This window comes from Antarctobacter sp., assembly GCF_048262615.1.
Lineage (GTDB): Bacteria > Pseudomonadota > Alphaproteobacteria > Rhodobacterales > Rhodobacteraceae > Antarctobacter.
The window spans coordinates 44954-68553 of the sequence record NZ_JBLXFB010000021.1 but is presented as its reverse complement, the minus strand read 5'-3'; the positions used below and the strand labels follow the sequence as shown (position 1 = coordinate 68553).

Annotated in this window: 20 protein-coding genes; 17 read left to right on the top strand and 3 right to left on the bottom strand. The window is 63.7% G+C overall.

The window, feature by feature from the left end; translation table 11 throughout:
- The first annotated feature begins 12 nt into the window (after positions 1-12).
- The 6 genes from ACN0S5_RS18800 (at position 13) to ACN0S5_RS18775 (ending at position 7846) form a co-directional block, all read left to right on the top strand.
- The gene (locus tag ACN0S5_RS18800; RefSeq protein ID WP_417210291.1) at positions 13-2040 is read left to right on the top strand and encodes a hypothetical protein; all 2028 of its coding nucleotides are present in this window, start codon (positions 13-15) and stop codon (positions 2038-2040) included.
- Positions 2041-2043: 3 nt separating this feature from the next.
- Entirely contained in the window at positions 2044-3987 is a 1944-nt protein-coding gene (locus ACN0S5_RS18795) for a glycosyltransferase (RefSeq protein WP_417210290.1), read from the top strand.
- Positions 3988-5001 (top strand): SDR family NAD(P)-dependent oxidoreductase, encoded by a 1014-nt coding sequence (locus ACN0S5_RS18790; protein ID WP_417210289.1) that lies wholly within the window; start codon positions 3988-3990, stop codon positions 4999-5001. It begins immediately after the preceding gene.
- Entirely contained in the window at positions 5001-5798 is a 798-nt protein-coding gene (locus ACN0S5_RS18785; protein ID WP_417210288.1) for an ABC transporter permease, read from the top strand. The genes ACN0S5_RS18790 and ACN0S5_RS18785 overlap by 1 nt, the downstream gene beginning before the upstream one ends.
- Positions 5795-6469 carry an ATP-binding cassette domain-containing protein gene (locus tag ACN0S5_RS18780; RefSeq protein WP_417210287.1) on the top strand — a complete coding sequence of 225 codons (675 nt, stop codon included), beginning with the start codon at positions 5795-5797 and terminating at the stop codon, positions 6467-6469. The genes ACN0S5_RS18785 and ACN0S5_RS18780 overlap by 4 nt, the downstream gene beginning before the upstream one ends.
- 216 nt (positions 6470-6685) lie before the next feature.
- Entirely contained in the window at positions 6686-7846 is a 1161-nt protein-coding gene (locus ACN0S5_RS18775) for a hypothetical protein (protein WP_417210286.1), read from the top strand.
- Positions 7847-7857: 11 nt separating this feature from the next.
- On the opposite strand, the gene ACN0S5_RS18770 is transcribed toward ACN0S5_RS18775, so the two are convergent.
- Both ACN0S5_RS18770 and ACN0S5_RS18765 read right to left on the bottom strand, forming a co-directional pair.
- Positions 7858-8628 carry a carbon-nitrogen hydrolase family protein gene (locus ACN0S5_RS18770; RefSeq protein ID WP_417210285.1) on the bottom strand — a complete coding sequence of 257 codons (771 nt, stop codon included), beginning with the start codon at positions 8626-8628 and terminating at the stop codon, positions 7858-7860.
- A 6-nt stretch (positions 8629-8634) separates the two neighbouring features.
- Entirely contained in the window at positions 8635-9900 is a 1266-nt protein-coding gene (locus ACN0S5_RS18765) for a flavin-containing monooxygenase (RefSeq protein WP_417210284.1), read from the bottom strand.
- Positions 9901-10117: 217 nt separating this feature from the next.
- Here ACN0S5_RS18765 and ACN0S5_RS18760 point away from each other — a divergent pair, with 217 nt between their 5' ends.
- The 11 genes from ACN0S5_RS18760 to ACN0S5_RS18710 all read left to right on the top strand — a co-directional run bounded on the left by ACN0S5_RS18760 (position 10118) and on the right by ACN0S5_RS18710 (position 22122).
- Positions 10118-11281 (top strand): aromatic ring-hydroxylating oxygenase subunit alpha, encoded by a 1164-nt coding sequence (locus ACN0S5_RS18760; protein ID WP_417210282.1) that lies wholly within the window; start codon positions 10118-10120, stop codon positions 11279-11281.
- Between the two features lies 1 nt (position 11282).
- Entirely contained in the window at positions 11283-11699 is a 417-nt protein-coding gene (locus ACN0S5_RS18755; RefSeq protein WP_417210281.1) for a RidA family protein, read from the top strand.
- 48 nt (positions 11700-11747) lie between these two features.
- Positions 11748-12422, top strand: a complete 675-nt coding sequence (locus tag ACN0S5_RS18750) for a DUF1028 domain-containing protein (protein WP_417210280.1) — start codon at positions 11748-11750, stop codon at positions 12420-12422.
- A gap of 69 nt (positions 12423-12491) precedes the next feature.
- Complete coding sequence (locus ACN0S5_RS18745) at positions 12492-13427, top strand: LysR family transcriptional regulator (protein WP_417210279.1); 936 nt, start codon at positions 12492-12494, stop codon at positions 13425-13427.
- Between the two features lie 92 nt (positions 13428-13519).
- Complete coding sequence (locus ACN0S5_RS18740) at positions 13520-15589, top strand: FAD-dependent oxidoreductase (RefSeq protein ID WP_417210308.1); 2070 nt, start codon at positions 13520-13522, stop codon at positions 15587-15589.
- Positions 15586-16920, top strand: coding sequence for a pyridoxal phosphate-dependent decarboxylase family protein (locus ACN0S5_RS18735; RefSeq protein ID WP_417210278.1), 1335 nt, complete (start codon positions 15586-15588; stop codon positions 16918-16920). Before ACN0S5_RS18740 ends, ACN0S5_RS18735 begins: the two co-directional genes overlap by 4 nt.
- Positions 16917-18047 carry an acetylornithine deacetylase gene (gene argE, locus ACN0S5_RS18730; protein ID WP_417210276.1) on the top strand — a complete coding sequence of 377 codons (1131 nt, stop codon included), beginning with the start codon at positions 16917-16919 and terminating at the stop codon, positions 18045-18047. Before ACN0S5_RS18735 ends, argE begins: the two co-directional genes overlap by 4 nt.
- 200 nt (positions 18048-18247) lie before the next feature.
- The gene (locus ACN0S5_RS18725; protein ID WP_417210275.1) at positions 18248-19339 is read left to right on the top strand and encodes an ABC transporter ATP-binding protein; all 1092 of its coding nucleotides are present in this window, start codon (positions 18248-18250) and stop codon (positions 19337-19339) included.
- The gene (locus ACN0S5_RS18720) at positions 19339-20259 is read left to right on the top strand and encodes an ABC transporter permease (RefSeq protein WP_417210274.1); all 921 of its coding nucleotides are present in this window, start codon (positions 19339-19341) and stop codon (positions 20257-20259) included. The genes ACN0S5_RS18725 and ACN0S5_RS18720 overlap by 1 nt, the downstream gene beginning before the upstream one ends.
- A gap of 1 nt (position 20260) precedes the next feature.
- A complete protein-coding gene (locus ACN0S5_RS18715) occupies positions 20261-21070 on the top strand; it encodes an ABC transporter permease (RefSeq protein WP_417210273.1) in 810 nt (269 codons plus the stop codon).
- 20 nt (positions 21071-21090) lie between these two features.
- Positions 21091-22122 (top strand): extracellular solute-binding protein, encoded by a 1032-nt coding sequence (locus ACN0S5_RS18710; RefSeq protein WP_417210271.1) that lies wholly within the window; start codon positions 21091-21093, stop codon positions 22120-22122.
- A gap of 70 nt (positions 22123-22192) precedes the next feature.
- Here ACN0S5_RS18710 and cysG read toward each other — a convergent pair whose 3' ends face one another.
- Positions 22193-23593, bottom strand: a complete 1401-nt coding sequence (cysG, locus tag ACN0S5_RS18705; RefSeq protein ID WP_417210270.1) for a siroheme synthase CysG — start codon at positions 23591-23593, stop codon at positions 22193-22195.
- Positions 23594-23600: the final 7 nt, after the last annotated feature.

Below are 23600 nucleotides of genomic sequence, written 5' to 3'. Positions count from 1 at the left end.
GGGCGCGAAGAGATGTTCACTATCACACCGATCGGCTCATGCCGGATTGCGACGCCGCTGCGTCTGGGCCAATCCACGTGCGGCATCCGACTGAACCTGAGCCGGAGCTATGGCTATTGCCACTCGCCCGCCGAAGCGGTGCAACTGGCACGCTTTCTGCGCGGTGAGGCAATGATTGCCGAGGACATCTGGCCCCTTGTGTCACGGTCCCATCAACTCGCGACTTTGTCGTCCGAAACCCATGCGCCGTCCGATCTGTACGTGATCGAACTGGCCTCCGCCAAGGAACTGACCATCAACGGTGTGTCGGTTCAGCTCAACTACCTCAAGTCGACATTCCCCGACTTCTTTGCCGATCCGCTGCGGATGCAGGCCTTCTGGGACATTGCCCAGTGCGGCGACCGTGCCAAAACGGCGGCTTTCCTGAGTAAGGCATGGTCGGCAACCGACGCGCAGCGCGCCGACTCTGCCGTTCTGTCGCGGATCAAGCTGACCTACGTTACCCGTGACAGCCTTGCGCAAGATATCCAGACTCTGGCGCGGCTGTTGCCGGACGTGGTGTTCGTGTCTCACGTCAATGCCTGCAAACCGGACGGTCAGCCCATCAAATCCCGCGCGACCTTTATCGATCTGGTTGGCGAAGAGGTCCGGAACGCCGGGCTGGATCTTTATGATCCCACGCATCTGATGGCCGAGTTCGGCCAGCCTGCGGCGATCGAGGACGACAGCACCAGCCTTGCGCATTTCACGACGTCGTTCAGCACGTCGGTCATGCACGACTGGATGAGGCGGTTCATCGCCCCACGGACGGATGCCTCCGTCAGCGGCGGCACCGCACGGCCCGACACCTTCCGGGCACAGATCGAGGCGGCCTGTGCCGCTGGTCAGTATGCGGACGCAACCGCCCGCCTGTTGGCGTTGTCAGACAAGACCGCCGACTTTCGCCCGCTGCAAAAAAAGGTGCGTCGCGCCCAGAAGGCTGCGCAGGCGGAGTTTCATGCCGACCTGTCTGCCAAAGCGACTTCTTCGGCAGACGCGCTGGATATCCCCGCGAGCGTCGACAAAGCAGGCGCTCTGGGCCTGTTCGAGACCGCCAGATTGCTGGCCACGGATGTGAACGATCATTTCATCGCCCTGCCCTGTCAGGTTCTGACCGATGTGGCCCTGCGCGCGATGGCTGTGGGCGATATGGCCAGTGCCGCCGCTTTCGCCGTCGAGGCCTGCCGCCAGCACGACACCGCGGAACGCGCCGCACAGGTGCTGGCGGATCTCGTCGTCTCGCACCAGATGGATCTGTCCGAAACGCTGGAACCCGCCAAGCTGGCAAAGGTCCAGATGCGGTTCACTGTGGAAGACATCGAAACCGCGCTGGGACAGGCCGACGCCCCGATACGGACCCTGATCTTTCACGGCCTGAGCGCGTCGGACATTGCCCGCATCGCCGCCACGGTGGCCAATCGTCGTGGCCTCGATGTGGCGGCGCAAATCATCGCCCGCTGGCGCAACTTGCACAACCTGACCCGCATTCGCGACAAGCGGGTGATTGCCCTGCTCGACCATTGGACAAAGCAGGCCGCGCGCGTGCAACCGCCTTTGGCGCGGGTTGAGGCGCTGACCACCGTGCAGCAGGCCGACCCACGACATCAAGCCATCCGCCATGCCCTGCGCGACGCCAGGATCGACCTTGTGACCCGGTTCCGCGAGGCTGGCAAGGCGCGGGACTGGCACGCGCTGGCCGCCTTGGAGGCTGAGGTTGCGGCGCTCGCGATCCCGCTGCCGGAATACGATCTCTGGCGCGCCCGCGTGCAATACGATCAGGGTGACTTTGCCCAGGCCATCGCCTTTGGGCAAACAGCCGCAGATCAGATGCCGACCAAGATCAATGTCTGGATTCTGCTCATGCGTGCGGCGGTCAGGACCGGGAACAACGCCCTTGCCGAAACCGCTGCGGACAAGGTCATCGCGCTGGCCGATGAGAACACGCCGAAACCAAAGACCGAAGCCGAAACCATTCGGCGCAAACTGCACGCCGAGGTGTAACCGATGGTATCGCTTGCGGAACAGCTGGACTTCTCCGGGAACGGGCAACCGTTGCCGGACGGCGTGTCGCAAGAGATTTTTGACCTGTCCCGCAACATCACGCAGGCCGAAATGGCGGCGGATATCCTCAAGCGGCTGGAGCCGGTTCTAAAGGACTACCGCGCCGACAGGAACATTGCGCTGGCCTGCGGCTTGCTGCTGGAAAAGACCCGCACCGAGCGCGACATGCGGTCGCTTTGGGATGATTTGCAAGGCCGCTACCCCGACGACGCGCTGGCCCTGCGGATGCTGATGCGCTGGTATCGGCGCGACGGACGGGTGGACGACGGCATCGACCATATCGCACGCCTGTACCCCGATTGCTGGCGCACGCTGTCTCAGGCCCGTATCGCCCTGCCCGGCCTTGTGGAACTCAAGGCATGGGAGGAGCTTGATCAGCTTTGGCAAACCCTGTCCGTGCTGCACCCCCGCGATCGGTCCCTGCGGATGGACTACATAAAGGCACTTTTGGAACAGTCGCGATTTATCGATGCGGCAGAGGTTGCCAAAGGCGTCTATGCCCGCGAACGTATGGGCAGAGCATCTCAAGAAATGCTCGCCAGAGTTGAGCAAAAAGCAGGCATGATGGCCAAATTCAACCTGTCGCACTCCGCGACGGTGATCGATGAGATCTTTGCGCGGGCGCCTGTGCCGCGTAAGTCCGCGCGCGCGAAACGGATCGTGTTTTTCAGTGGGCAGTTGGGCACCGGCGGGGCCGAGCGCCAGATGACCCGCATTGCCTGCGCGTTCAAAGAGCGCAGCACGCAATCCGCCAGCCCCTCGCCCGAGGTTTGGGTGAAACACGCCAATCCGGCCACCGGGGCCGATTTCTATCGTCCGATGATGAACGACGCGGGCGTGCCGGTCCGCGTGCTGGCCGAGGAAAGAGAGATCGCGGTCGCCGAACTTGACGGCATCTCTGCCGAACTGGCCGAACTGATCGACCTTCTGGCACCGGATGTGCATCGCTATACCTGCCAGTTGATCCGCCATTTCCGCGCGCATCAGACCGACGTGGCCTATCTCTGGCAGGACGGCGGCATCGTTCAATCCGCCATCGCCGCCGTTCTGGCCGGTGTTCCGCGCATCGTCACCTCGTTTCGCGGGCTGCCCCCCAACCTGCGCCCCACTTTTTTCCGCGAGGAATTGCCGGTGCTGTACTCTGCGCTTGCGCGGATGCCGCATGTGACGCTCACCGCCAACAGCCAAAAGGCGGCGACCGCCTATGAGGAATGGCTGAACCTTGCGCCCGGCGCGGTTCAGGTGATCCCGAACGCGGTCAATGTCATGTCGGCAGATGGGGACGAGAGTGACAAGGCACTGTGGTACGACATCCTCAGCCAGACAGAGCCCTGCACCAAAACCGTGCTGGGCGTCTTTCGTTTCGACACCAACAAGCGCCCGCTCCAGTGGATCGAAACCGCCGCGCGCTACCTGTCGAAACATGACGACACACGCTTTGTGATGCTGGGCGATGGCGCGCTGTTGCCTGAGGCGCGGGCGCTGATCGAAACGCTGGGCCTGTCGCACCGGGTCTTTGCGGTGGGGATCCGCAGCAACGTGGGCTTTTACATGCACCGGGCGGACCTGCTGATGCACCTTGCCCAGATGGAGGGCCTGCCCAACGTCCTGATCGAAAGCCAGCTTGTCGGGACGCCGGTTCTGGCCACGCCCGCAGGCGGCACGGATGAGGTTGTCGAACAGGGCGTGACCGGTGTCATCCTGTCCGATGCAAATGAGATCCCCGAACAGGAACTGGACACGGAACTGGAACGGCTATTGGCGGACGCCGACAGGCTGGCGCGCCTTGGGGCCACGGCGATGGCCCATTCCACAGACCGCTTTTCGGTCGAAACGATCCTGAACAGGACAACCGACCTTTTTACGACAATCGAGCAGGCACACTGAATGGCAACGATCTTCGTCACCGGAACCGCAGGGTTCATTGGTTTTCATCTGGCAAAACATCTGCTGGATGAGGGGTTTACCGTTGTCGGCTATGACGGGCTGACCGACTACTACGATGTGAACCTGAAAAAGACCCGCCACGCGATCCTTGAAAAGAACCCGAACTTTCGCGCGCAGATCGGGATGCTGGAAGACAACGATCTGCTGGCCAAGACAGTGGCAGAGGCACAACCGGATGCCATCGTGCATCTCGCCGCGCAGGCGGGCGTGCGCTACAGCCTTGAAAATCCACGCGCCTATATCGATTCCAACCTGACCGGCACCTTCAACCTGATGGAGGCGGCGCGTGAGGCCAAGGTGGATCACCTGCTGATGGCGTCGACCTCTTCGGTCTACGGCGGCAACACGCAGATGCCGTTTGAGGAGACGCAAAAGACCGACCTGCCGCTGACGCTCTATGCCGCGACCAAAAAGGCGAACGAGTCGATGGCGCATTCCTATGCGCATCTCTGGCACATCCCGACAACCATGTTCCGGTTCTTCACCGTTTACGGCACCTATGGCCGCCCCGATCTGGCGCTGTTCAAATTTGTGCGCGCCGCGCTCGCCGGTGAGACGATCGACGTCTACAACCACGGCAAAATGGCGCGCGACTTCACCTATGTCGACGATCTGGTTCATGCGATCCGCCTGCTGATCGACACGCCCCCGCCGCAGGTCGAGGGCCGCACAACGCCCCTCCCCGGCGACAGCCTCAGCCCCGTGGCCCCCTTCCGCACGATGAACATCGGCAACGGCGCGTCGGTGCCGCTGATGGAATTCATCACAGAGCTGGAAAAGACGCTGGGCATGGAGATCCCCAAGAACATGATGGACATGCAGATGGGGGATGTTCCGGCCACATGGGCCAACACTGATCTGCTGGAGGCTTTGACGGGGTTCCGCCCCAACACGCCGGTGGCCGAAGGCATCCGCAACTTCGTCAACTGGTATCGGGACTACTATCAAGTGTAATGACAGTCGCCGCGCCGCATATCACGCCTCCGGGCACCTTTGGCAGGATCATGGTCCTGCTGAGCCGCGAACGGAAAACCCGTTTCGCGGGTGGCACCTTTGGCTATCTCTGGGCCTACATCACACCCGCCGTCTGGATTGCCCTGATTGTCGGGCTGTTTGTCTATCTCGAACGCACACCGCCCATCGACGCGGGGCTGGCGATCTTTGTGGCGACCGGAATCCTGCCCTATGTGGCCTTTCGTCAGACCGTGACCGCGCTCAGCCGGGTGCTGAGCGCGCATCGCTACATGCGCTATTTCGCGACCGTGTCCAACGATGACATCCTGTGGTCGTCGATGCTGCTGGAGGGGTTGAACCTGATCGTGTCGGCGCTGCTGATCTTCGGGACAGTGACGATATTCTTTGGGGCTGCGTTGCCGCACGCCTTGCCCACAGTCATGTTCGCGCTGGCGATCACCTGGATGCTGGGCTGCGGGGTGGGACGTTTCGTGGCCATCGGCGCGCAACTCAGCGACACCTTTGCGCGGTCGGTGCCGCTGATCCTGCGCCCGTTCTTCTGGTTGTCGGGGGTGTTTTACACCGCCGCCGAACTTCCCGGCCCGGTGCGCGACATCCTGTGGTACAGCCCCTTCCTGCATGTGACGGAAATCCTGCGTGAGGGTTATTTCCTTGGCTTCACATCGCATTTCGCAAATGTCTGGTATCCGGTCGTCGTCGCTGCGGCCTTTTTCCTGATCTCGCTTCCTTTGGAACGGTTCGCCACCAAGCGGCGCATCATGCGGGGGCGGCTATGATTGCGCTTGATCAGGTCAGCATCCTCAAGCCGGGTTTCTTCCGTCGCGAACCGATTGTGACCGACGCCTCCGCCACGTTCCGGCGCGGCGAACGGGTCGGCATTCTGGCGTCGCCCGGCACCGGCAAGTCCTCACTCGCCCGCCTGCTGGCCGGCATCGACCAGCCGGACCGGGGACAGATCCACCGCGAGGGCCGGGTGAGTTGGCCCATCGGATTTGCCGGGTTCCTGCATCCCGCGCTCAGCGTCCGCGACAACTTGCATATCTTTGAACGTCTGGTCGGCATGCCGACCGACGCCGCCGTCGATTTTTGCGCAGAGTTCTCGGGCATCCCCGGCCTGCCGCGCATGATGATGCAGGACCTGACCCCGACACAGCGCGCGATCCTTGCCTATGCCTGTGCCGTCTCTGTCCCCGGCCCCGCCATGTGGATCGCGGATGAGGTCATCACGGTGGGTGAGCCGTTTCAGCGCAAGCGGTGCGATGCGATTCTGACGCAACGCCTGTCCGACGGCGGTCTGGTGTTCCTGTCGCGGAACGTGCGCCAGCTCAAACAGTACTGTGACCGGTTTTACGTGTTGATCAACAAACGCCTTGTGCCCTGCGATGACCTGAACGTGGCGCAGGACGCGCTGGACCTGCAAAAGACCAACCAATCCGAGCTTATTTGAGGGTGTGACATGTCGAACCCGGCAGCGAAAGAAGACGCAGGAATAGCCGCTTGGAAAGACAAGCGCGCGGCCATTGCGGCGGCGGATGCCACGGCGCGTCAGCAACCGCCGCCTGTCGCCAAGACACCTGTCGCGCCGGCAACGGCATCGGCATCGGCCCCGGCGTCGGCATCATCATCAGCATCAGCATCGGCAGAAGACCCCAAATCCGCCGCCATGGTGTTTCTACAATCGGTCCCGTCGGACGACCCGAAACCCGCCCCCGCCGCCACGCAGCCTCAGCGCAGGCTGAAAGATCCCCAGACATGGGCCCTGTTCGGGGCGATTGTCGTGTTGCCCGTCCTGCTGGTCACCGCCTATCTGATGTTTGTGGCCACGCCGCTTTATGAGGCGCGCTCTGTCATCGCCATCACCAAGACCGGCAATTCCGGATCGGGCGTGCAGGCGGGGCTTCTGGGCGGCCTCGAAAAACCCGCCAACCTGCAAGAGGTGTTCCGCGCGGACACATACATCAACAGTCAGGCACTGATGGACTCTCTGGAAGAGGAAATCGGCATTGTCACCGAACTCAGCAGCGACGCGATCGACCCGATCCGCCGCCTGCGCACGATCCCGGTGCTGTCGGTCAGCAAGCGGATGCAGTTCGACCGTTTCGTCGAATCCTCGGTCGATGTGCAAAGCGGCCTGCTGACGCTGTTTGTGCGCGCCGACAGCCATGAGCAGGCCATTCTGGTGTCAGAGGCCGTGCTGAGGAACGCGGAATCGCAGGTGTCCCGGCTGGGTCAGATGTTGTTCGACAAACGCCAGTCCCACGCCGCCGATATGCGCCGCGTTGCCGAAACACAGGTGCAGGACGCGCAGACCGCGCTGGTTGCTCTGCAATTGAAATATCAGGACGTGGACCCAAAGAACCGGGTCGAGAACATCTATGCCCGGATCAAGGAACTCGAAAACGAGGCCTACCGGATCGACAACGACATCCAGAAGGCCCAGATCGCCGGGGTCGGCGACAGCCGCCAGACCGAAAAGCTGATTGCGCTGGCCACGCATATCACCGCCCAGATCGACAAGGAGCGCGCGCAACTGGTGTCACCGGACGGCACCTCTCCGACGCCGCTCAACAATATGCTGATGGAATATGAGCGCGCCTCCCTGAACCTTGAGCTGGCGCGCGAGGCGGTCAGGACGGCGATTGCAACGCAGGCCGAGGCCAACCGCGAAGCCGCGCTGAACCGCAGCATCTTTCAGGTGGTCGTCCCGCCCAGCACCGCGCAGGCGGCGCTCTATCCCCGCATCCCGGCGACCCTGTCCCTGACGCTGATCGTGTGTCTGGCGCTGTTCGGGGCGGTTGTGACGCTGCGCAGCGGACGGTCCTGAGACTGGCGCGGTCAGCCCAGGTCGCGTTTGTCCTGCTGCTGGGTGCTCAGCACGTTTGTGTCCACCGCCCTTGTCGCCGCAAGGTCGACGATCAACAGCGCCTCTCCCGGCCCCGCCTTGGAAAGGATATTGCCATCCGGTCCCGCGATCACCGACCGTCCGCCAAACGCCAGCCCCGCCTCAGTGCCGTGGTAGTTGGCATAGGCCACGGTCAACGCCATCTCCATCGCCCGCGCGGGCACCAGCAAGTCCGACACATTCCCGAACCCGGCAGGGTTGGCGGTGGGAACAAGGATCACCTCTGCGCCTTGCTCTGACAGCGCGCGCACATGATGCGCAAATTCCACGTCGTAACAGATCAACAGGGCGGCGCGGTATCCGCCCAGATCGAACAGGCAATAGGCGTCACCGGGCCGGAAAACTGACCGTTCCATCGGCCCAAAAAGCTGCACCTTGCGATAATGCGCCAGCTTTTGGCCCGTCCGGTCAAAGCAACTGGCGGAATTGTGGACGTCCTGCCCGTCCCGTTCCGCCCAGCCGACCGCCAGACCGCATCCCGCCGCGCCACACATCGCGGCCAGACGCTGCTCCCAGTCGCCGCCCTGCACCTGCGCCCGGACGGGATGCAGGTCAGGCCGGTTGTAGCCGGGCAGGAACAATTCAGGGAAAACCACCAGTTCGGCCCCCATCGCCGCCGACGCGGCAAGGCACCGTTCGATCCGCGCAAAGGCACCGGCCTCATCGCCATCCGTGGGCGCGCCCTGATAGACAGCCAGTTTCATGCCGCGTCACGCATCCTCTGTCACCCGCCGAGCCGACCCCTCATAGGCCATGTAGCTGCGCTGGATCGCAATCTGGTCGGCAATGAATTTGGCATCATGCCAGACACCCCAGATAAACGACGACCCGCGCCGGGTCTGCCACGGCAGGCCGACAAAATACAGCCCGTGTTCCTTTGAGACGCCGCGCTGGTGGATCGGTCCACCCCGCTCATCAAAGGCATCTGCCCTGATCCAGCCAAAGTCGAAGGCATAGCCTGTCGCCCAGAGGATCGTGCCCACCCCGGCCTCTGCAAGGTCCAGCTCAAGGATCGGGTTGGTGACGCAGTCGGGATCATCGGGGATAACCCGCGCGTCGGGCTCTTCCGGCAGGTCCAGCCCGTGGCGGGCGATATAGGCGTCCGCCTCATCCAGCACCGACAGGTAGTTGGCATCGCCCTTGTCGAGGTTGTCCTTGAGGTCCGGGGCAAAGGTGATCTTGCCCGCATCATAGCCCGCCGTCATGCCCAACAAGGTCATGCCGCGATTGGCCAGCTTGCGGAAATCGATGGTCTGGCCGCCCGCTGCGCCGCTGACCGCGATGGTCACATGCTCGGTTCCCGGCCCCGGCGAATCCGCGTTCCATTTGCCCAGTACCCCCAGCCACCAGACGTTGTCGCGCCCGCGATAGCGGCGCGGAGGTCGGTCGTGCGGTCCCATCGACAGATAAACCTTGCGGCCCGCGCTCATCAATTCCTCGGCGATCTGCACTCCCGACGATCCACCGCCCACGACCAGCACGGCCCCGTCCGGCAATTGATCCGGGTTGCGATAGGCGTTGGAATGCATCTGCAACGGCGCGGCATCCGCTGGCACCACCGGCGGGATCGCGGGGCGCTGGAACGGGCCGGTCGCGGCCACCACATGCCGCGCCTCGATTTCGCCCTCAGAGGTGGTCACGCGGAACCCGGCGCGCCCCTCTAGCGGCACAACCTCACGCACTTCGACGCCCGTGCGGACCGGCGCGCCGATCTGTTCCGCATAGGCGACAAAGTAATCCGCCACGCTTTCCTTGTCGGGAAAGGCGTCGGCGTCGCAGGCAAATTCGCGGTTCGGAAAGCGGTCATGCCACGCCGGGCCATTGGCCACCAGCGAATCCCAGCGCCCCGTGCGCCAGCGTTCGGCGATGCGGTCACGCTCCAGCACGATGTGGGGAATGCCCTGCTGGCCCAGATGCTCGCTCATCGCGATGCCAGCCTGTCCGCCGCCAACCACCACCGTATCCGTGCGTTCCATGCCCTTGGTCCTCTGATCAATTTCTGCCGCGGACCCTAGGCGCGGGCGGGGACAGGTCGAAACTAGGCAATCATGAAGCCTTGCTTTCGGGCAGGCTAATCCCGCTTAGGGGTGCGCTAATCATCGATAAGACACAGCTTTGCTTTTCAACCGCGCCGCCCTGCCGCATTCTTGGCCAGACCGCCAACCGGCGCAGTTCATCCAAGGAGCATGTCTAGTGGCAAAGGACCATATCGACCCCGTCGAGGCGTTGCGCCAGAACACCTCTGTCCCGTTTGAGCGCGCCCGCGCCATGCCGGTGGATGTCTACACCACACAGGCCTTCGTCGATGAGGAACTGGCGCATATCTTCCGCAAGGACTGGTACTGTATCGGGCGGGCGGACGCGCTGCAAAACCCCGGCGACTATGTCACCTGCGAACTGGCCGGGCAGCCGATCGTTGTCCTGCGTGACCGCGAGGGGGAACTGCGTGCGCTCAGCAATGTCTGCCTGCACCGCATGTCGACGCTGTTGCAGGGGCGTGGCAACACCCGCGCCATCGTCTGCCCTTACCACGCCTGGACCTACAATCTGGATGGCAAGCTGCGCGGCGCGCCCGCGATGACGCAGAACGAGGGGTTCTGCAAGGACGCCTATACCCTGCCCGCCGTGCGCTGCGAGGAATGGCTGGGCTGGGTCTTTGTCTCACTCGACCCGGACGCGGCCCCGGTGGCCGAAAAGCTGGCCGAGGTCGAGGCGATGGTCGCCGGCTACGACATGACCAACTACACCGAGGCCTTTTACGAAGAACACGTCTGGGACACCAACTGGAAAGTGCTGGCCGAGAATTTCATGGAAAGCTATCACCTGCCGGTCTGCCACGCGGGCACAATCGGCGGGCTATCGCGGCTAGAGGACATGATCTGCCCGCCGGGGCGCGACGCCTTCAACTATCACACGATCCTCAAGGACGATAAGCTGCGGATCGCCATGGCGCATCCGTCGAATGACCGGCTGAAGGGCGATGAACGGCGCACGACATTCCTGCTGGCGATCTACCCCAGCCTGATGATCACCCTGACGCCGGGATATTTCTGGTATCTGTCGCTGCATCCCAAGGGGCCGGGACAGGTGCATATCCGCTTTGGCGGCGGCATGTCGGACGATTACGCCGATGATGCCGACGCGCAGGACAACTTTACCGCGCTCAAGACCCTGCTGGACGATGTCAATGTCGAGGACCGCGGCTGTACCGAAAAGGTTTATCGCGGCCTGTGTTCCGACCTTGCCCAACCGGGCCACCTGAGCCACCTCGAACGCCCCAACTACGATTTTGCGCAATACCTCATGTCCCGGATCGACGCCTCCAAGGCCGCTGATCGGGACGCTGCCGGAGACTGACATGGCCCACACCCGCATCCGAACCTTCAACACCAGCGACACCTACCCGGAACAGAACCTTGACAACGACCTCTGTCAGGCGGTCGTGACGCGGGGCGGCAGCACGGTCTGGATGCGCGGACAATGCCCGCAGGATCTGGACACCGCCCGGAACCTCGACAGTCACGATCCGGCCGAACAGACCCACAAGGTCATGCAGAACATCCGCCAGTTGATCGAAGAGGCGGGCGGCACGATGGAGCATCTGGTCAAGGTGGTGGTCTACATCACCGACGTGCGCCACCGCGAGGCGGTCTACCGGACCATGGGTGAATATATCAAAGGCGTGCATCCGGTCTCGACAGGGCTGGTGGTGCAGGCGCTGGCACGGCCCGAGTGGCTGGTCGAGATCGACGCCACCGCCGTGATCCCGGATTGAGAGCAAAGTTTTGGGTATTTTCACAGAGAAGAAACACGAGGAAGCGCCATGACCTTTTCGCTTGTCGCGCGCTGCGCGGACACCGGCATGTTTGGGCTGGCGATTTCATCCTCCTCCCCCGCCGTGGCGGCGCGCTGCGCCTATGCGCGGGCGGGGGTTGGGGCCGTGGCCTCACAGAATGTCACCGACCCGACGCTGGGTCCGCTGGCGCTGGACCTGATGCAGGGCGGGATGCGCGCCGCAGAGGCGGTGGCCGAGGTACAGCGTCGGGGCAAATTCATCGAATACCGGCAGGTGCTGGCGGTCGACACGCAGGGACAAACGGCAATCCATTCGGGGCCGAACTCCTTGGGGATCTGGACACAGGCACAGGGGAAGGACGTGGCCTCTGGCGGCAACATGCTGGCCAATGACGGGGTGCCCGCGGCCATTGTGGCGGCATTCGAGGGCGCGCAGGGCCATCTGGGCGACCGTCTGATTGCCGCCATGCGCGCCGGGCTGGCGGCGGGCGGTGAGGCCGGGCCGGTGCATTCGGCGGGCATGTTGATGGTGGACAAGGTCAGCTGGCCGGTCGCCGACCTGCGCATCGACTGGACCGAGGAGTGCCCGATCGAGGCCGTCGCCACCGCGTGGGATATCTACAAGCCGCAACTGGACGCCTATATTCAGCGCGCGCTGGACCCGCGTGAGGCGCCATCCTACGGGGTTCCGGGTGACGAATAGGGTCTGCCCCTTGCGCGCCCCGAGCATCAGGGACAAAGCTTGAGCGACCCAATCGTTCAAGGACACAGAATGCTGAGGTACACCCTCCGGCAATTGGAATATTTCGTTGCCGTCGGCGAGGCGGGCAGCATTGCCCGCGCGTCGGAGCGGATCAATGTCTCATCGCCGTCGATCTCTGCCGCGATCACCCAGCTGGAGCAGGAATTCGGCCTGCCGCTGTTTGTGCGCCAGCATGCGCAGGGGTTGTCGCTGACCCAAGGCGGGCGGCAGATGATGGAACAGGCGCGGCTGGTCCTTCGCGAAGCCTCGGCCCTGACCGATATCGCCGGGGATATTGCCGGCAAGGTGCGCGGTCCGCTGGCCATCGGCTGCCTGCTGACGTTTGCGCAACTGGTGCTGCCCGGTCTCCGGCGCGGGTTTGAGGCGCAATTCCCGGAGGTGCGCCTGCGGCAGGCCGAACTCAATCAGGTGGAATTGTTCAGCGCGCTGCGCCGGTCAGAGATCGACATCGCCCTGACCTATGATCTGGACCTGCCCGCCGACCTGCAATTCACCGGCCTCGTGCGCCTGCCGCCCATTGCGCTGATGGGCACCGGGCACCCGCTGGCGCATCGGGACGCGGTCACCATCGAGGAATTGAAAGATCATCCGATGGTCCTCTTGGACCTGCCGCTCAGCGCCGACTACTTCTTGTCCTTCTTCGACAAGGCGGGCGGCAAGCCCGTCATCGCCGAACGCACCCGCGACATGGCGGTGATGCGCAGCCTTGTCGCCAATGACTTTGGCTATTCCATTGCCAATGTGCGGCCCCTGAGCGACATTTCCCCGGACGGCAATCCGGTGCGCTGCGTGCCGATCACCGGCAACGTGCGGTCCCTGCGCATGGGGTTCCTGACCGCGCAGGATGCCGACCGGTCAAATGCGGTGCGCGCCTTTATCGAATATGGCGCCGATCTTGTCCGCAGCGGAAAGCTGGCCCGCATCGGTGGCGAGCCGATGGTCTGACCTTAGCGCCTGCCTAAGCCACGCTTTCGCAGGGCGGACTTTCGGGCGGCCCCGGCATGGGTATCCTCCGCCCAAACATCATGGAGCAGACCTTGCGCGATCCCCGTTACGATATCCTGTTCGAGCCGCTGACCATCGGCCCCGTCACCGCGAAGAACCGTTTCTATCAGGTGCCGCACTGCAACGGCGGCGGTTATCGCGATCCGTCGGCGGCGGCGGCCATGCGCGGGGTCAAGTCGGAGGGCGGTTGGGGTGTGGTGTTTACCGAACAGTGTGAGATGCATCATACCTCTGAAATCACGCCGTTTATCGAGTTGCGCCTGTGGGAGGACAAGGACATCCCCATGCTGGCCAAGATGGCCGACAAGATGAAGGAACATGGCGCGCTGGCGGGCATTCAACTGGCCTATTCCGGCATCAACGGGCCGAACCTCTACACCAAGGAGGTGCCGCGCGCGGTGTCCCCCGGCCCCATCCGCACCTTTACCAACGACCCGATGCAGGCCCGCGCCCTGTCCAGGGATGAGATCAAGGACCTGCGCCGCTGGTTCGTGAACGCGGCGAAGCGGGCCAAGATCGGCGGGTTTGACCTGATTTGTCTGTATGGCGCGCATGGCTTTGGCATCTTCCAGCATTTCCTGTCGCGCGCCACAAACATGCGGAACGATGAATACGGCGGATCGCTGGAAAACCGCTCACGCTTTGCCCGTGAAGTGATCGCCGACATGCGCGATGCGGTGGGTGATACGATGGGGATCACCCTGCGGGTGTCCCTGGATGAGACCATCGGCGACCTTGGCTTTTCCAACGCCGAGGTGCGTGAGTTCGTCGAGATGAACAAGGATCTGCCGGATCTTTGGGATCTGGCGCACGGAACGTGGGAGGACTGTTCCGGCCCGTCCCGCTTCAAAGAGGAAGGCGCGCAAGAGGCGCTGGTGCGCGGCATCCGCGAACTGTCGGACAAGCCGGTGGTCGGCGTGGGCCGCTTCACCTCACCGGACGTAATGGCACGGATGATCCGCAGCGGCACGCTGGACGCCATCGGTTGTGCGCGGCCGTCGATTGCCGATCCGTTCCTGCCGAAAAAGATCGAAGAGGGCCGGATCGAGGACATCCGCGAATGCATCGGATGCAACATCTGCATCACCGGCGACATGACCATGTCGATCAGCCGCTGCACGCAGAACCCTACATTCATGGAGGAATGGCGCAAGGGTTGGCATCCGGAACGGATGAACGCAAAGGGCGAAAGCCAGTCGGTTCTGGTGGTCGGCGCTGGACCCGCAGGGTTGGAGGCGACGCGCGCCTTGGCGGAACGCGGCTATGACATCGCTCTGGCCGAGGCGGGTACAGCGGTCGGCGGGCGCGTTGCGCGCGAACGCCTGTTGCCGGGCCTGTCCGCATGGGGACGCGTTGCGGACTACCGCGCATACCAGATCGGCCAGAAACCCAACGTTCAGACCTATTTCGACAGTGCACTGGACGCCGACAGCATCCTCGAATTCGGGTTTGAGAACGTCTGTATCGCCACAGGAGCAAAGTGGCGGCGCGACGGGGTGGGCCGTCAGCATGTGGTGCCCTTCCCGATGGATGCCGCCACTCCGATCTACACGCCTGACGACATCATGGACGGGCAGCGCCCCTCTGGCCATGTGGTGATCTATGACGACGATCACTATTACATGGGCGGCGTTCTGGCTGAACTGTTGCGGCAGGAGGGCTGTGAGGTGACTATCGTCACGCCCTCTGCCTATCTGTCCGACTGGACGGTGAACACGCTGGAGCAGCACACGATCCACCGGCGGCTGGCCGAAATGGGGGTTGAGATCGTGTTGAACCGGGGCGTCACCGCCATCGGCAAGGGGCATGTCGTGACGAATTGCACCTACACGGATCGCCGGACAGAGATTGGCTGTGACGCGGTTGTGGTGGCCACGTCAAAACTGGAAAACAACGCGCTTTATACCGACCTGATGGCGCGACAGGGTGATTGGGCCGACGCGGGTATCAAATCGGTCAAGATCATCGGCGACGCCGAGGCCCCCGGCCCCATCGCCTGGGCGACCTACGCGGGCCACCGCTATGCGCGTGAGTTGGACGGCGAAGACATCGGCGACGCGCTGCCCTTCCGCCGCGAAATCGCGGAGCTGGCGGCAGAATGAAAGACCCGTTTCCCTTTGACCCCGCCGCGACGGACATGATCCTTGAGTGGACCGCCCGTCGCATCGCCGACGGCCCGGACCCGAAACACGGCGCGCAGGGTTTTGCCGCGCTGGAGCCGATCCTTGGCGGGTCGATTACCGCGGACGGCATCGGCGGTGACGCCGCCTTTGGCCTGTTCACCAACACCATCGTGCCCTCGACCCGGCCTTTCGGGCATCCCACCAGCCTGTCCTTTGTCGCATCCGCCCCCAGCCGCGCGGCGCTGAGTTTCGACGCGGCCCTTGGCGCGGCAGGCATCTTTGCGGGCAACTGGGACGGCGGCGCGGGCGCGATTCATGCGGAAAATCAGGCGCTGCGCTGGATCGCCGATCTTGCCAGCTGGGGGGACAGCGCGGGCGGCGTGTTTGTGGCGGGCGGCACCTTGGGCAACCTGTCGGCCCTGCACGCGGCGCGCGAATGGCACCGTCGCACCCATGGACGTCGCGACCGCCGCGCCGTCCTCTGTTCGTCCGAGGCGCACAGTTCCATCGCCGCCGTCGCGCGGATCATGGATGTTGAAGTGATCCTTGTGCCTGCGGATGCCTCGGGGCGCATGTCCGGGGAGGCCGCAAAGGCCCACTTGGACGACCACGTCTTTGCCATCGTCGCCAACGGCGGCGCGACAAACTGCGGCGCGGTGGATGATATCGCCGGTCTGGCCGATTTGGCGCTGACGCATGGGCTCTGGCTACATGTCGACGGGGCCTATGGCGGCGCGGCGCTGGCCGATCCGGTCATGCGGCCCGCGTTCGACGGCATAGAAAAGGCCGACAGTCTGATCGTCGACCCGCACAAATGGTTGTTTGCGCCCTATGACAGCTGCGCGCTGATCTATCGCGATGCCGGTCACGGTGCGGCGGCGCATGGGCAGCAGGCGGTCTATCTGGACACCGTGGACAAGACCCACTGGAACCCATCGGACTATGCGCTGCACCTGACCCGCCGGGCGCGCGGCCTGCCCTTGTGGTACGCGCTGGCGACACATGGCACCCGCGCCTACACGCAGGCCATCGCCGCCACCCGCGAGGTGGCAGAGGAGATTGCACAGGGGATCGCGGACACCCAAGGGCTGGACCTGCTTCTTGGCCCACAACTGACGGTAATCCTGTTCCGCCCAAGGGACATGTCCGAGAACGCCATGATAACATGGGCCGAGGGGCATCGCCGATCCGGTGCGCTGCTGTGCCTGCCGACCCGCTGGCGCGGCGAGATGGTGTTCCGCCTGTGTATCGTGAACCCGCAGACCGACCCTGATGCCGTGCTGGAAACGCTGAAAACGCTGGTGCCATGACGACAAGCCTTGAGATTCTCGACCGGCTCATCGGGTTCGACACGGTCAGCGCCCGGTCGAACCTGCCGCTGATCGCCTATGTCGAGGACTTCCTGAAAACCCGAGGCTTTGCCGTCACCCGCGTCCCCGACCCGGTCGAGGACAAGGCCGGGTTGTTCGCCAGCATCGGGCCGACGGGCACGGGCGTCCTGCTGTCAGCCCATACAGATGTGGTTCCGGTCGAGGGCCAGACCTGGACCCGCGACCCCTTCCGCCTGACCGTCGAAGGCGACCGCCTGTACGGACGCGGCACTACCGACATGAAGGGGTTTCTGGCGGCGATGTTGGCCTGCGCCGACAAGGCGTCAAAACGCACCCTGCGCGAACCGCTGAAACTGGCCATTTCCTACGATGAGGAAATCGGCTGCGTCGGCATCGCCAAGATGATCGACGCTTTGCCCCCCGCCATCGGCCTGCCCCGCGCCTGTATTGTGGGAGAGCCGACCTCGATGCAGGTCGCCGTGGGTCACAAGGGCAAAAGCGCGATCCGCGCCATCTGTCACGGCGAGGCCGGGCATTCCGCGCTTGCGCCACGGTTCACCAACGCGCTGCACCTTGCGACGGATCTGGTGGCCGGGTTGCGGGCGCTGCAAAACGATCTGACGCAGAACGGCGCGCGCGACAACAGCTATGCCATCCCCTACAGCACCGTGCATGTGGGCAAACTGTCAGGCGGCACCGCGCTGAACATCGTGCCCGACCGGGCCGACGTGCTGTTCGAGTTTCGCCACCTTGCCGCCGACGCCCCAGACAGCCTGATGGCGCGTATCCAAACCCTTGCCGACGACATCGCCACCACCCACGGCGCGCCGATCACGCTGGAGCAAGTCACCGCCTACCCCGGTCTGGACACCCCCGCCGACGCCGAGGTCACGCGCCTTGTCCAGCGCCTTGCCCGTACCCAGACGCTGACCAAGGTCGCCTTTGGAACAGAGGCCGGTTTCTTTGACGCGCTTGGCATCCCCACCGTTGTCTGCGGGCCGGGCGACATGGAGGCCCAAGGCCACAAACCGGACGAATACCTGCTGCGATCCCAGTTGGACGCCTGCGACGCGATGCTCGACTCTCTGCTCGACACGCTTGGCTGACCCGGCACCGTGTTTCGGAACCGCCCAATAATCACGCGCTCACGATCCATTTTTGTGCAACCATGCGCGGGACGGCAGGAAAAACCGTTGATCGACAGGTCTTAGGCAAAGGCTAACGACCGCTGAGGCAGTCGTTGCTTCTGACCCTCGGGCGGTCTTTCTATGCTCCTGCCAAGGATACGGACAAGGACGGGGCGCGCGTGGCCACAGGAACACCCAATGCGATCGACGTGCGAAACGCGGTCAAAAGATACGGCGATTTCACCGCGCTCAAGCGCGTTTCGCTCTCCATCCGGGACAATGAGTTCTTTACCCTGCTGGGCCCCTCGGGCTGTGGCAAGACCACGCTGTTGCGGATGATCGCCGGGTTTGAGGACGTGACCGAGGGTGCGATCCACCTGTTCGGCGACGACATCGTAAGCCTGCCGCCGCACAAGCGCCCGATCAACACGGTGTTCCAGAACTACGCCCTGTTTCCCCATATGACCGTGCTGGACAACGTCGGTTTCGGCCTTGAGATGCTGGGCAACAGCAAGTCCGAGGCCCGCGCCCGCGCGGGCGAAGTGCTGGAGATGGTGCAACTGTCGCAATTCGCGGCGCGCAAACCGTCGCAACTGTCCGGTGGTCAACAGCAGCGGGTGGCGCTGGCCCGCGCGCTGGCGCCGCGCCCCAAGGTGCTGCTGCTGGACGAACCGCTAAGCGCGCTGGACCTCAAGCTGCGCAAGGCGATGCAGATCGAGCTAAAGCACCTGCAACGCGACACCGGCATCACCTTTATCTTTGTCACCCATGATCAGGAAGAGGCGCTGACCATGTCCGACCGGATCGCTGTCATGTCCGCCGGGGAGGTGCAGCAACTGGGCGATGCGCGTGAGATCTATGACCGCCCCCGCAACATGTTTGTCGCGGATTTCATTGGCGAGACCAACCTGCTGGAGGTCACGGTCGATACCGTCACCGATGGTCAGGCCGCCTGCCATCTGGGCGGCGGGAACCGTCTGACCTGCGACGCGGTCGAGGGCATCGGGCCGGGCGCAAAGGTCCACATGTCGCTGCGCCCCGAACGTCTGACCCTGTCCGCCGACCCCACACAGGGTGACAGCCTGAAGGGCCGCGTGCGCGAGAACATCTTTTCCGGTACCGACATCTCGACCATTCTGGACCTCGCCGACGGCCCGGAGTTTCGTGTCCGCGCCCCGAATTCCAGCCGGGGCGACCGGCGTACCTTTGAGCCGGGGACAGAGGTCTTCGTCAATATGGAGCAGGGGGCCGCGCGCCTCCTGATGGACTGATGGCAGGCGGTGCCGCCACCGGCGGATCCCCTACCAGCGATACCTATGCCGAAGCGCGGACATGGCTGTTGCTGCCCGCATGGGTAACGCTGGGCATTCTCGTCCTCGCCCCGGTCACCATGATGCTGATCTATTCCTTCCTGACCAAGGAATTCCGCGGCGGCGTGATCTGGGAGTTCAGCCTTGCCGCCTACGACCAGTTCTTTTTCGATCGCGGGTTGTTCGGCGATGACCCGGCCAAGATCGAATGGACCTATATTCTGATCTTCTGGCGCTCGATCTGGCAGGCCGGGGCGGCGACGATCCTCAGCCTCGTGATCGGCTTTCCCACCGCCTATTTCATCGCCACACGGCCCGCCGCCCAGCGCACGTTCTGGCTGTTCCTCGTCACCATCCCCTATTGGGTCAACCTGTTGATCCGCACCGTGTCGATGAAGTTCCTGCTGCGGGACCAAGGCCCCTTGAACGAGGCGCTGATGGGCATCGGGATCATCTCTGAGCCGCTGTCTATCGTGAACACCAATGTCGCGGTGCAACTGGGGCTGTTCTATTCCTATCTGCCGTTCATGGTGCTGCCGATCTATGCCGCCGTGGAACGCTATAACTTTACCCTCTCCGAGGCGGCATCGGACCTTTATGCCCCGCGCTGGACGGTGCTACGCCGGATTCTGCTGCCCTCGGTGAAACCGGGGATCGTGGCGGGCTGTATCCTTGTGTTTGTGCCCTCCATGGGGTCGTTCCTTGCCCCCGACCTGCTAGGCGGCGCCAAGAATTTCATGATCGGATCGCTGATTGAGGAACAGTTCAAGGGCAATGCCGGCAACTGGCCCTTTGGCGCGGCGGCCTCGATGATCCTGCTGACGCTGGTGTTGATCATCCTGCTGGCCCTTGCCCGTCAACAGCGCAAGGCGGAGGGCTGACATGGCTGCGCGCAAATACGACCTCCGCGTCTACCCCGGCTTTCGCGCCATCGCGATCCTGTGCCTTGTGATCCTCTATGCGCCGCTGGTGGTGGTGACGGTCTACAGCTTCAATTCCTCGCCCTCGATCACCAACTGGGAAGGCGTCAGCCTGCGCTGGTATGCGGATGTCTTCACGGGCCCGGAAAGCGGCAAGTTCAAGCTGGCGGCGCGCAACAGCTTTGTCATTGCGCTGATCGCCGCAACCGTGGCCACCGCCATCGCCACCCTGTCCGCCACGGCCATCCTGCGCGGGGGCACGTTCAGGCTGCGCCTGCTGTCCTTTGGCCTGATCTCTTTGCCGCTCATGGTGCCGGAAATCGTGACCGCCGTGGCGACGCTGATCTTTTTCAACGCCATCGGCTTTGACCGGGGGCTGCTGACCATCCTCTTGGCGCATATCGCCTTTTGCATCCCCTTTGCCTATCTGCCCATCGCGGCCCGGATGCAGGGGATCGAAGCGACCTATGAACAGGCCGCGATGGACCTTTACGCCACCCGCAGGCAGGCGTTCACCCGCATCCTGCTGCCGCTGATGGCACCGGGGATCGTGTCAGGCTTCATTCTGGCCTTTATCGTGTCGCTGGATGATTTCATCATCACCAACTTCGTCAAAGGGGCCGGGGTCGAAACCCTGCCCACCGCGATCTTTGGCGCGGTCAAACAGGGCATCAAGCCCAACATCATGGCCATTTCCACCATGCTACTGGGCATATCCGTGGTCATGGTCACCCTGTCATGGCTGATCAGCTGCAAGGACAAGACAAAATGAACCAACAGAGGGGAACGACAATGAAAAAACTGATGACGACAACCGTGGCGGCGCTGGCGCTGACCGCTGGCATGGCGGCGGCCGAGGGCAAACTGGTGGTCTATCACTGGTTCGAATACATCCCGCAGGAGGTGCTGGACAAGTTCAGCGAACAGTACGACGTCGAGGTGGTCATGGACACCTACGACAGCAACGAGGCGCTGCTGGCCTCGCTCAAGGCGGGGGCCATCGGCACCTATGACGTGGCCGTTCCGGGCGACTACATGGTGCAGATCATGGCCGGTGAGGGCCTGCTGGACACCATCAAGGACGGCGAACTGGCCAACAAGGGCAACATCCTGCCGCAATGGGCCGACCCGTCCTTTGATCCGGGCCGCGCGCATTCGATCCCGTACCAGTGGGGATCGACCTCATTCGCGGTGAACCGCGACGTGTATGACGGCGACATCAACACCACCGACATCCTGTTCAACCCGCCTGCGGAACTGTCGGGCAAGATCAACATGCTGGACAGTCAGGGTGAGGTAATGGCCATGGCGGCGCTGCACATGGGCATTCCCCAGTGTTCGACCGACCGCGACCAGCTCAAGGCGCTGAACGCCATGCTGCAAGAGGCCAAGACGCACTGGGCCTCGTTCAACTCGGACACCGCGAAAGAGGTGCTGGTGTCGGGCGACGCCGCCGTCGGCCAGATCTATGACGGCTTCGCCGCCAAGGCGCGTGAGGAAGGGGCCAACACCGAATACGCCTTTCCGACGCAGGGCTATATCGTCTGGATGGACAATGTCGTGCTGCTCAAGGACGCGCCGAACCGTGACAACGCGCTGAAATTCATGGATTTCCTGCTGGAGCCGGAAAACATCGCCGCCGTCACCAACTATGCGCGTTATGTGTCGGGTGTGGACGGGGTGACGCCGTTCCTTGATCCCGCGCTGGCAACACAGCCGGAATCCAACCCGCCCGCAACTGCCGGGGAAGGCGTGTTCATTCAGGTCTGTGATCAGGCCACGCAAGAGGTCTATGACCAGATCTGGACCAACCTGAAAAAGTAACCTTTTGCCCCTGTAAAACGATCGGAGGAGCGCCCTGCGCTCCTCTTTGCGTTTCAATCCATGTCTGGCCTCAGGCCACGCGGACCCCGGCCACTGCCCTGTCCGCCTGACAGGCCACGCCATGCGCGGGCCATGTCACAAGGATCACCGCACAGCCATCACATTCCGCCGCGCTCAGGGTCTCTTCCAAGGCGGCCACCGGGCACTCCAGCAGTTGCTGGGTCGGCTTGGACACGTCGACACCGACGCGGATGCGGGTCTGAGGTGGCAGCCCGCGCGCCAACAGATCGTCGCGGATTCGTCCCGCCTGCCGCACCGACATGTAGAACACCGATGTCGTCCCCGGAGAGGCCAGCCGCGTGCTGTCCGGCAGCGCCGCGCCCGCCTGCGCCATGCCTGTCGTCAGGATCAGCGTGTCGGACACCCCGCGTTCGGTCAGCGGCTCGCCCATCGCGGCGGCAGCGGCAGAGGCGGCGGTGATGCCCGGCACCACGTCGACCTCGATCCCTGCCGCGCGGATCGCGGTCAGTTCCTCACCGGCGCGGCCAAAGACACCGGGATCACCGGATTTCAATCGCACCACGCGGCGGCCCCTGCGCGCCTCGGCCACGATCACCGCGTTGATGCGGTCCTGCGGCCATGCATGCGCGCCAACCACCTTGCCCACGTAAATCCGCTCGGCATCGCGCCGCGCCAGTTCCAGCACGTCGGCATCCACCAACCGGTCATAAAAGATCACGTCGGCCTCTTGCATGCGCTCGACCGCCCGCAGGGTCAGCAGGTCGCGCGCACCCGGCCCCGCCCCCACCAAAGAAACATGCCCTTTGGCCTCGGCCTGCGGTGCCCCACCCGCCGCGATGGCTGCCTTGATCGCTTGCGCCGCCTCGCGTTCGCGGCCGCGCGTCCATGTGCCGCGCGGCCCGCCCTTGAACACCCACGCCCAGAACGGGCGGCGCTGGTCGCGCGGCACACGCGCCTCAACCACTGGACGCAGACGCCCCGCCAGCGAGGCCAATCCGCCCAAATTCGGCGGCAGGCTTTCCTCCAGCCGAGTCTTGATCTCACGGGTCAGCACCGGCGCGGTGCCTTCGCTGCCGATGGCGATCACAACCGGGTCGCGGTCCACCAGCGCCGGGGTGGTCAGGTCACACAGGTCGGGGCGGTCCACCACGTTCACCGGACAGCGCACCGCCTGCGCCAACCCGTGCACCGCCGCGTCCAGACCGGGACAGCCGGTGGCGATAAACCCCATCGCCGCGCCATCAAACACTTCCGCCGTCAGGCGCGGGACATGACGCGCCCGCCCCTCTGCCACCAGCGCCTGCAATTCGGCGTCCAGATCGGGCGCCACCAGAACGATCTCTGCGTCGGTCTTGAGGATCAGCCGGGTTTTCTGCGCGGCCTGCTCGCCCCCGCCCACGATCACGACGCGGCGGCCCGAGGTACGAATGAACATCGGAAAGCTTTTCATGGCGGTC

What these genes read in the sequence shown, in the direction of transcription:
- ACN0S5_RS18785 (WP_417210288.1), top strand. Translation starts at nt 5,001, where the DNA reads ATGACAGTCGCCGCGCCGCATATCACGCCTCCGGGCACCTTTGGCAGG.
- ACN0S5_RS18720 (WP_417210274.1), top strand. Translation starts at nt 19,339, where the DNA reads ATGGCAGGCGGTGCCGCCACCGGCGGATCCCCTACCAGCGATACCTAT.
- ACN0S5_RS18745 (WP_417210279.1), top strand. Translation starts at nt 12,492, where the DNA reads ATGCTGAGGTACACCCTCCGGCAATTGGAATATTTCGTTGCCGTCGGC.
- ACN0S5_RS18780 (WP_417210287.1), top strand. Translation starts at nt 5,795, where the DNA reads ATGATTGCGCTTGATCAGGTCAGCATCCTCAAGCCGGGTTTCTTCCGT.
- cysG (WP_417210270.1), bottom strand. Translation starts at nt 23,593, where the DNA reads ATGAAAAGCTTTCCGATGTTCATTCGTACCTCGGGCCGCCGCGTCGTG.
- ACN0S5_RS18755 (WP_417210281.1), top strand. Translation starts at nt 11,283, where the DNA reads ATGGCCCACACCCGCATCCGAACCTTCAACACCAGCGACACCTACCCG.
- argE (WP_417210276.1), top strand. Translation starts at nt 16,917, where the DNA reads ATGACGACAAGCCTTGAGATTCTCGACCGGCTCATCGGGTTCGACACG.
- ACN0S5_RS18715 (WP_417210273.1), top strand. Translation starts at nt 20,261, where the DNA reads ATGGCTGCGCGCAAATACGACCTCCGCGTCTACCCCGGCTTTCGCGCC.
- ACN0S5_RS18765 (WP_417210284.1), bottom strand. Translation starts at nt 9,900, where the DNA reads ATGGAACGCACGGATACGGTGGTGGTTGGCGGCGGACAGGCTGGCATC.
- ACN0S5_RS18775 (WP_417210286.1), top strand. Translation starts at nt 6,686, where the DNA reads ATGGTGTTTCTACAATCGGTCCCGTCGGACGACCCGAAACCCGCCCCC.
- ACN0S5_RS18770 (WP_417210285.1), bottom strand. Translation starts at nt 8,628, where the DNA reads ATGAAACTGGCTGTCTATCAGGGCGCGCCCACGGATGGCGATGAGGCC.
- ACN0S5_RS18795 (WP_417210290.1), top strand. Translation starts at nt 2,044, where the DNA reads ATGGTATCGCTTGCGGAACAGCTGGACTTCTCCGGGAACGGGCAACCG.
- ACN0S5_RS18735 (WP_417210278.1), top strand. Translation starts at nt 15,586, where the DNA reads ATGAAAGACCCGTTTCCCTTTGACCCCGCCGCGACGGACATGATCCTT.
- ACN0S5_RS18750 (WP_417210280.1), top strand. Translation starts at nt 11,748, where the DNA reads ATGACCTTTTCGCTTGTCGCGCGCTGCGCGGACACCGGCATGTTTGGG.
- ACN0S5_RS18790 (WP_417210289.1), top strand. Translation starts at nt 3,988, where the DNA reads ATGGCAACGATCTTCGTCACCGGAACCGCAGGGTTCATTGGTTTTCAT.
- ACN0S5_RS18800 (WP_417210291.1), top strand. Translation starts at nt 13, where the DNA reads ATGTTCACTATCACACCGATCGGCTCATGCCGGATTGCGACGCCGCTG.
- ACN0S5_RS18710 (WP_417210271.1), top strand. Translation starts at nt 21,091, where the DNA reads ATGAAAAAACTGATGACGACAACCGTGGCGGCGCTGGCGCTGACCGCT.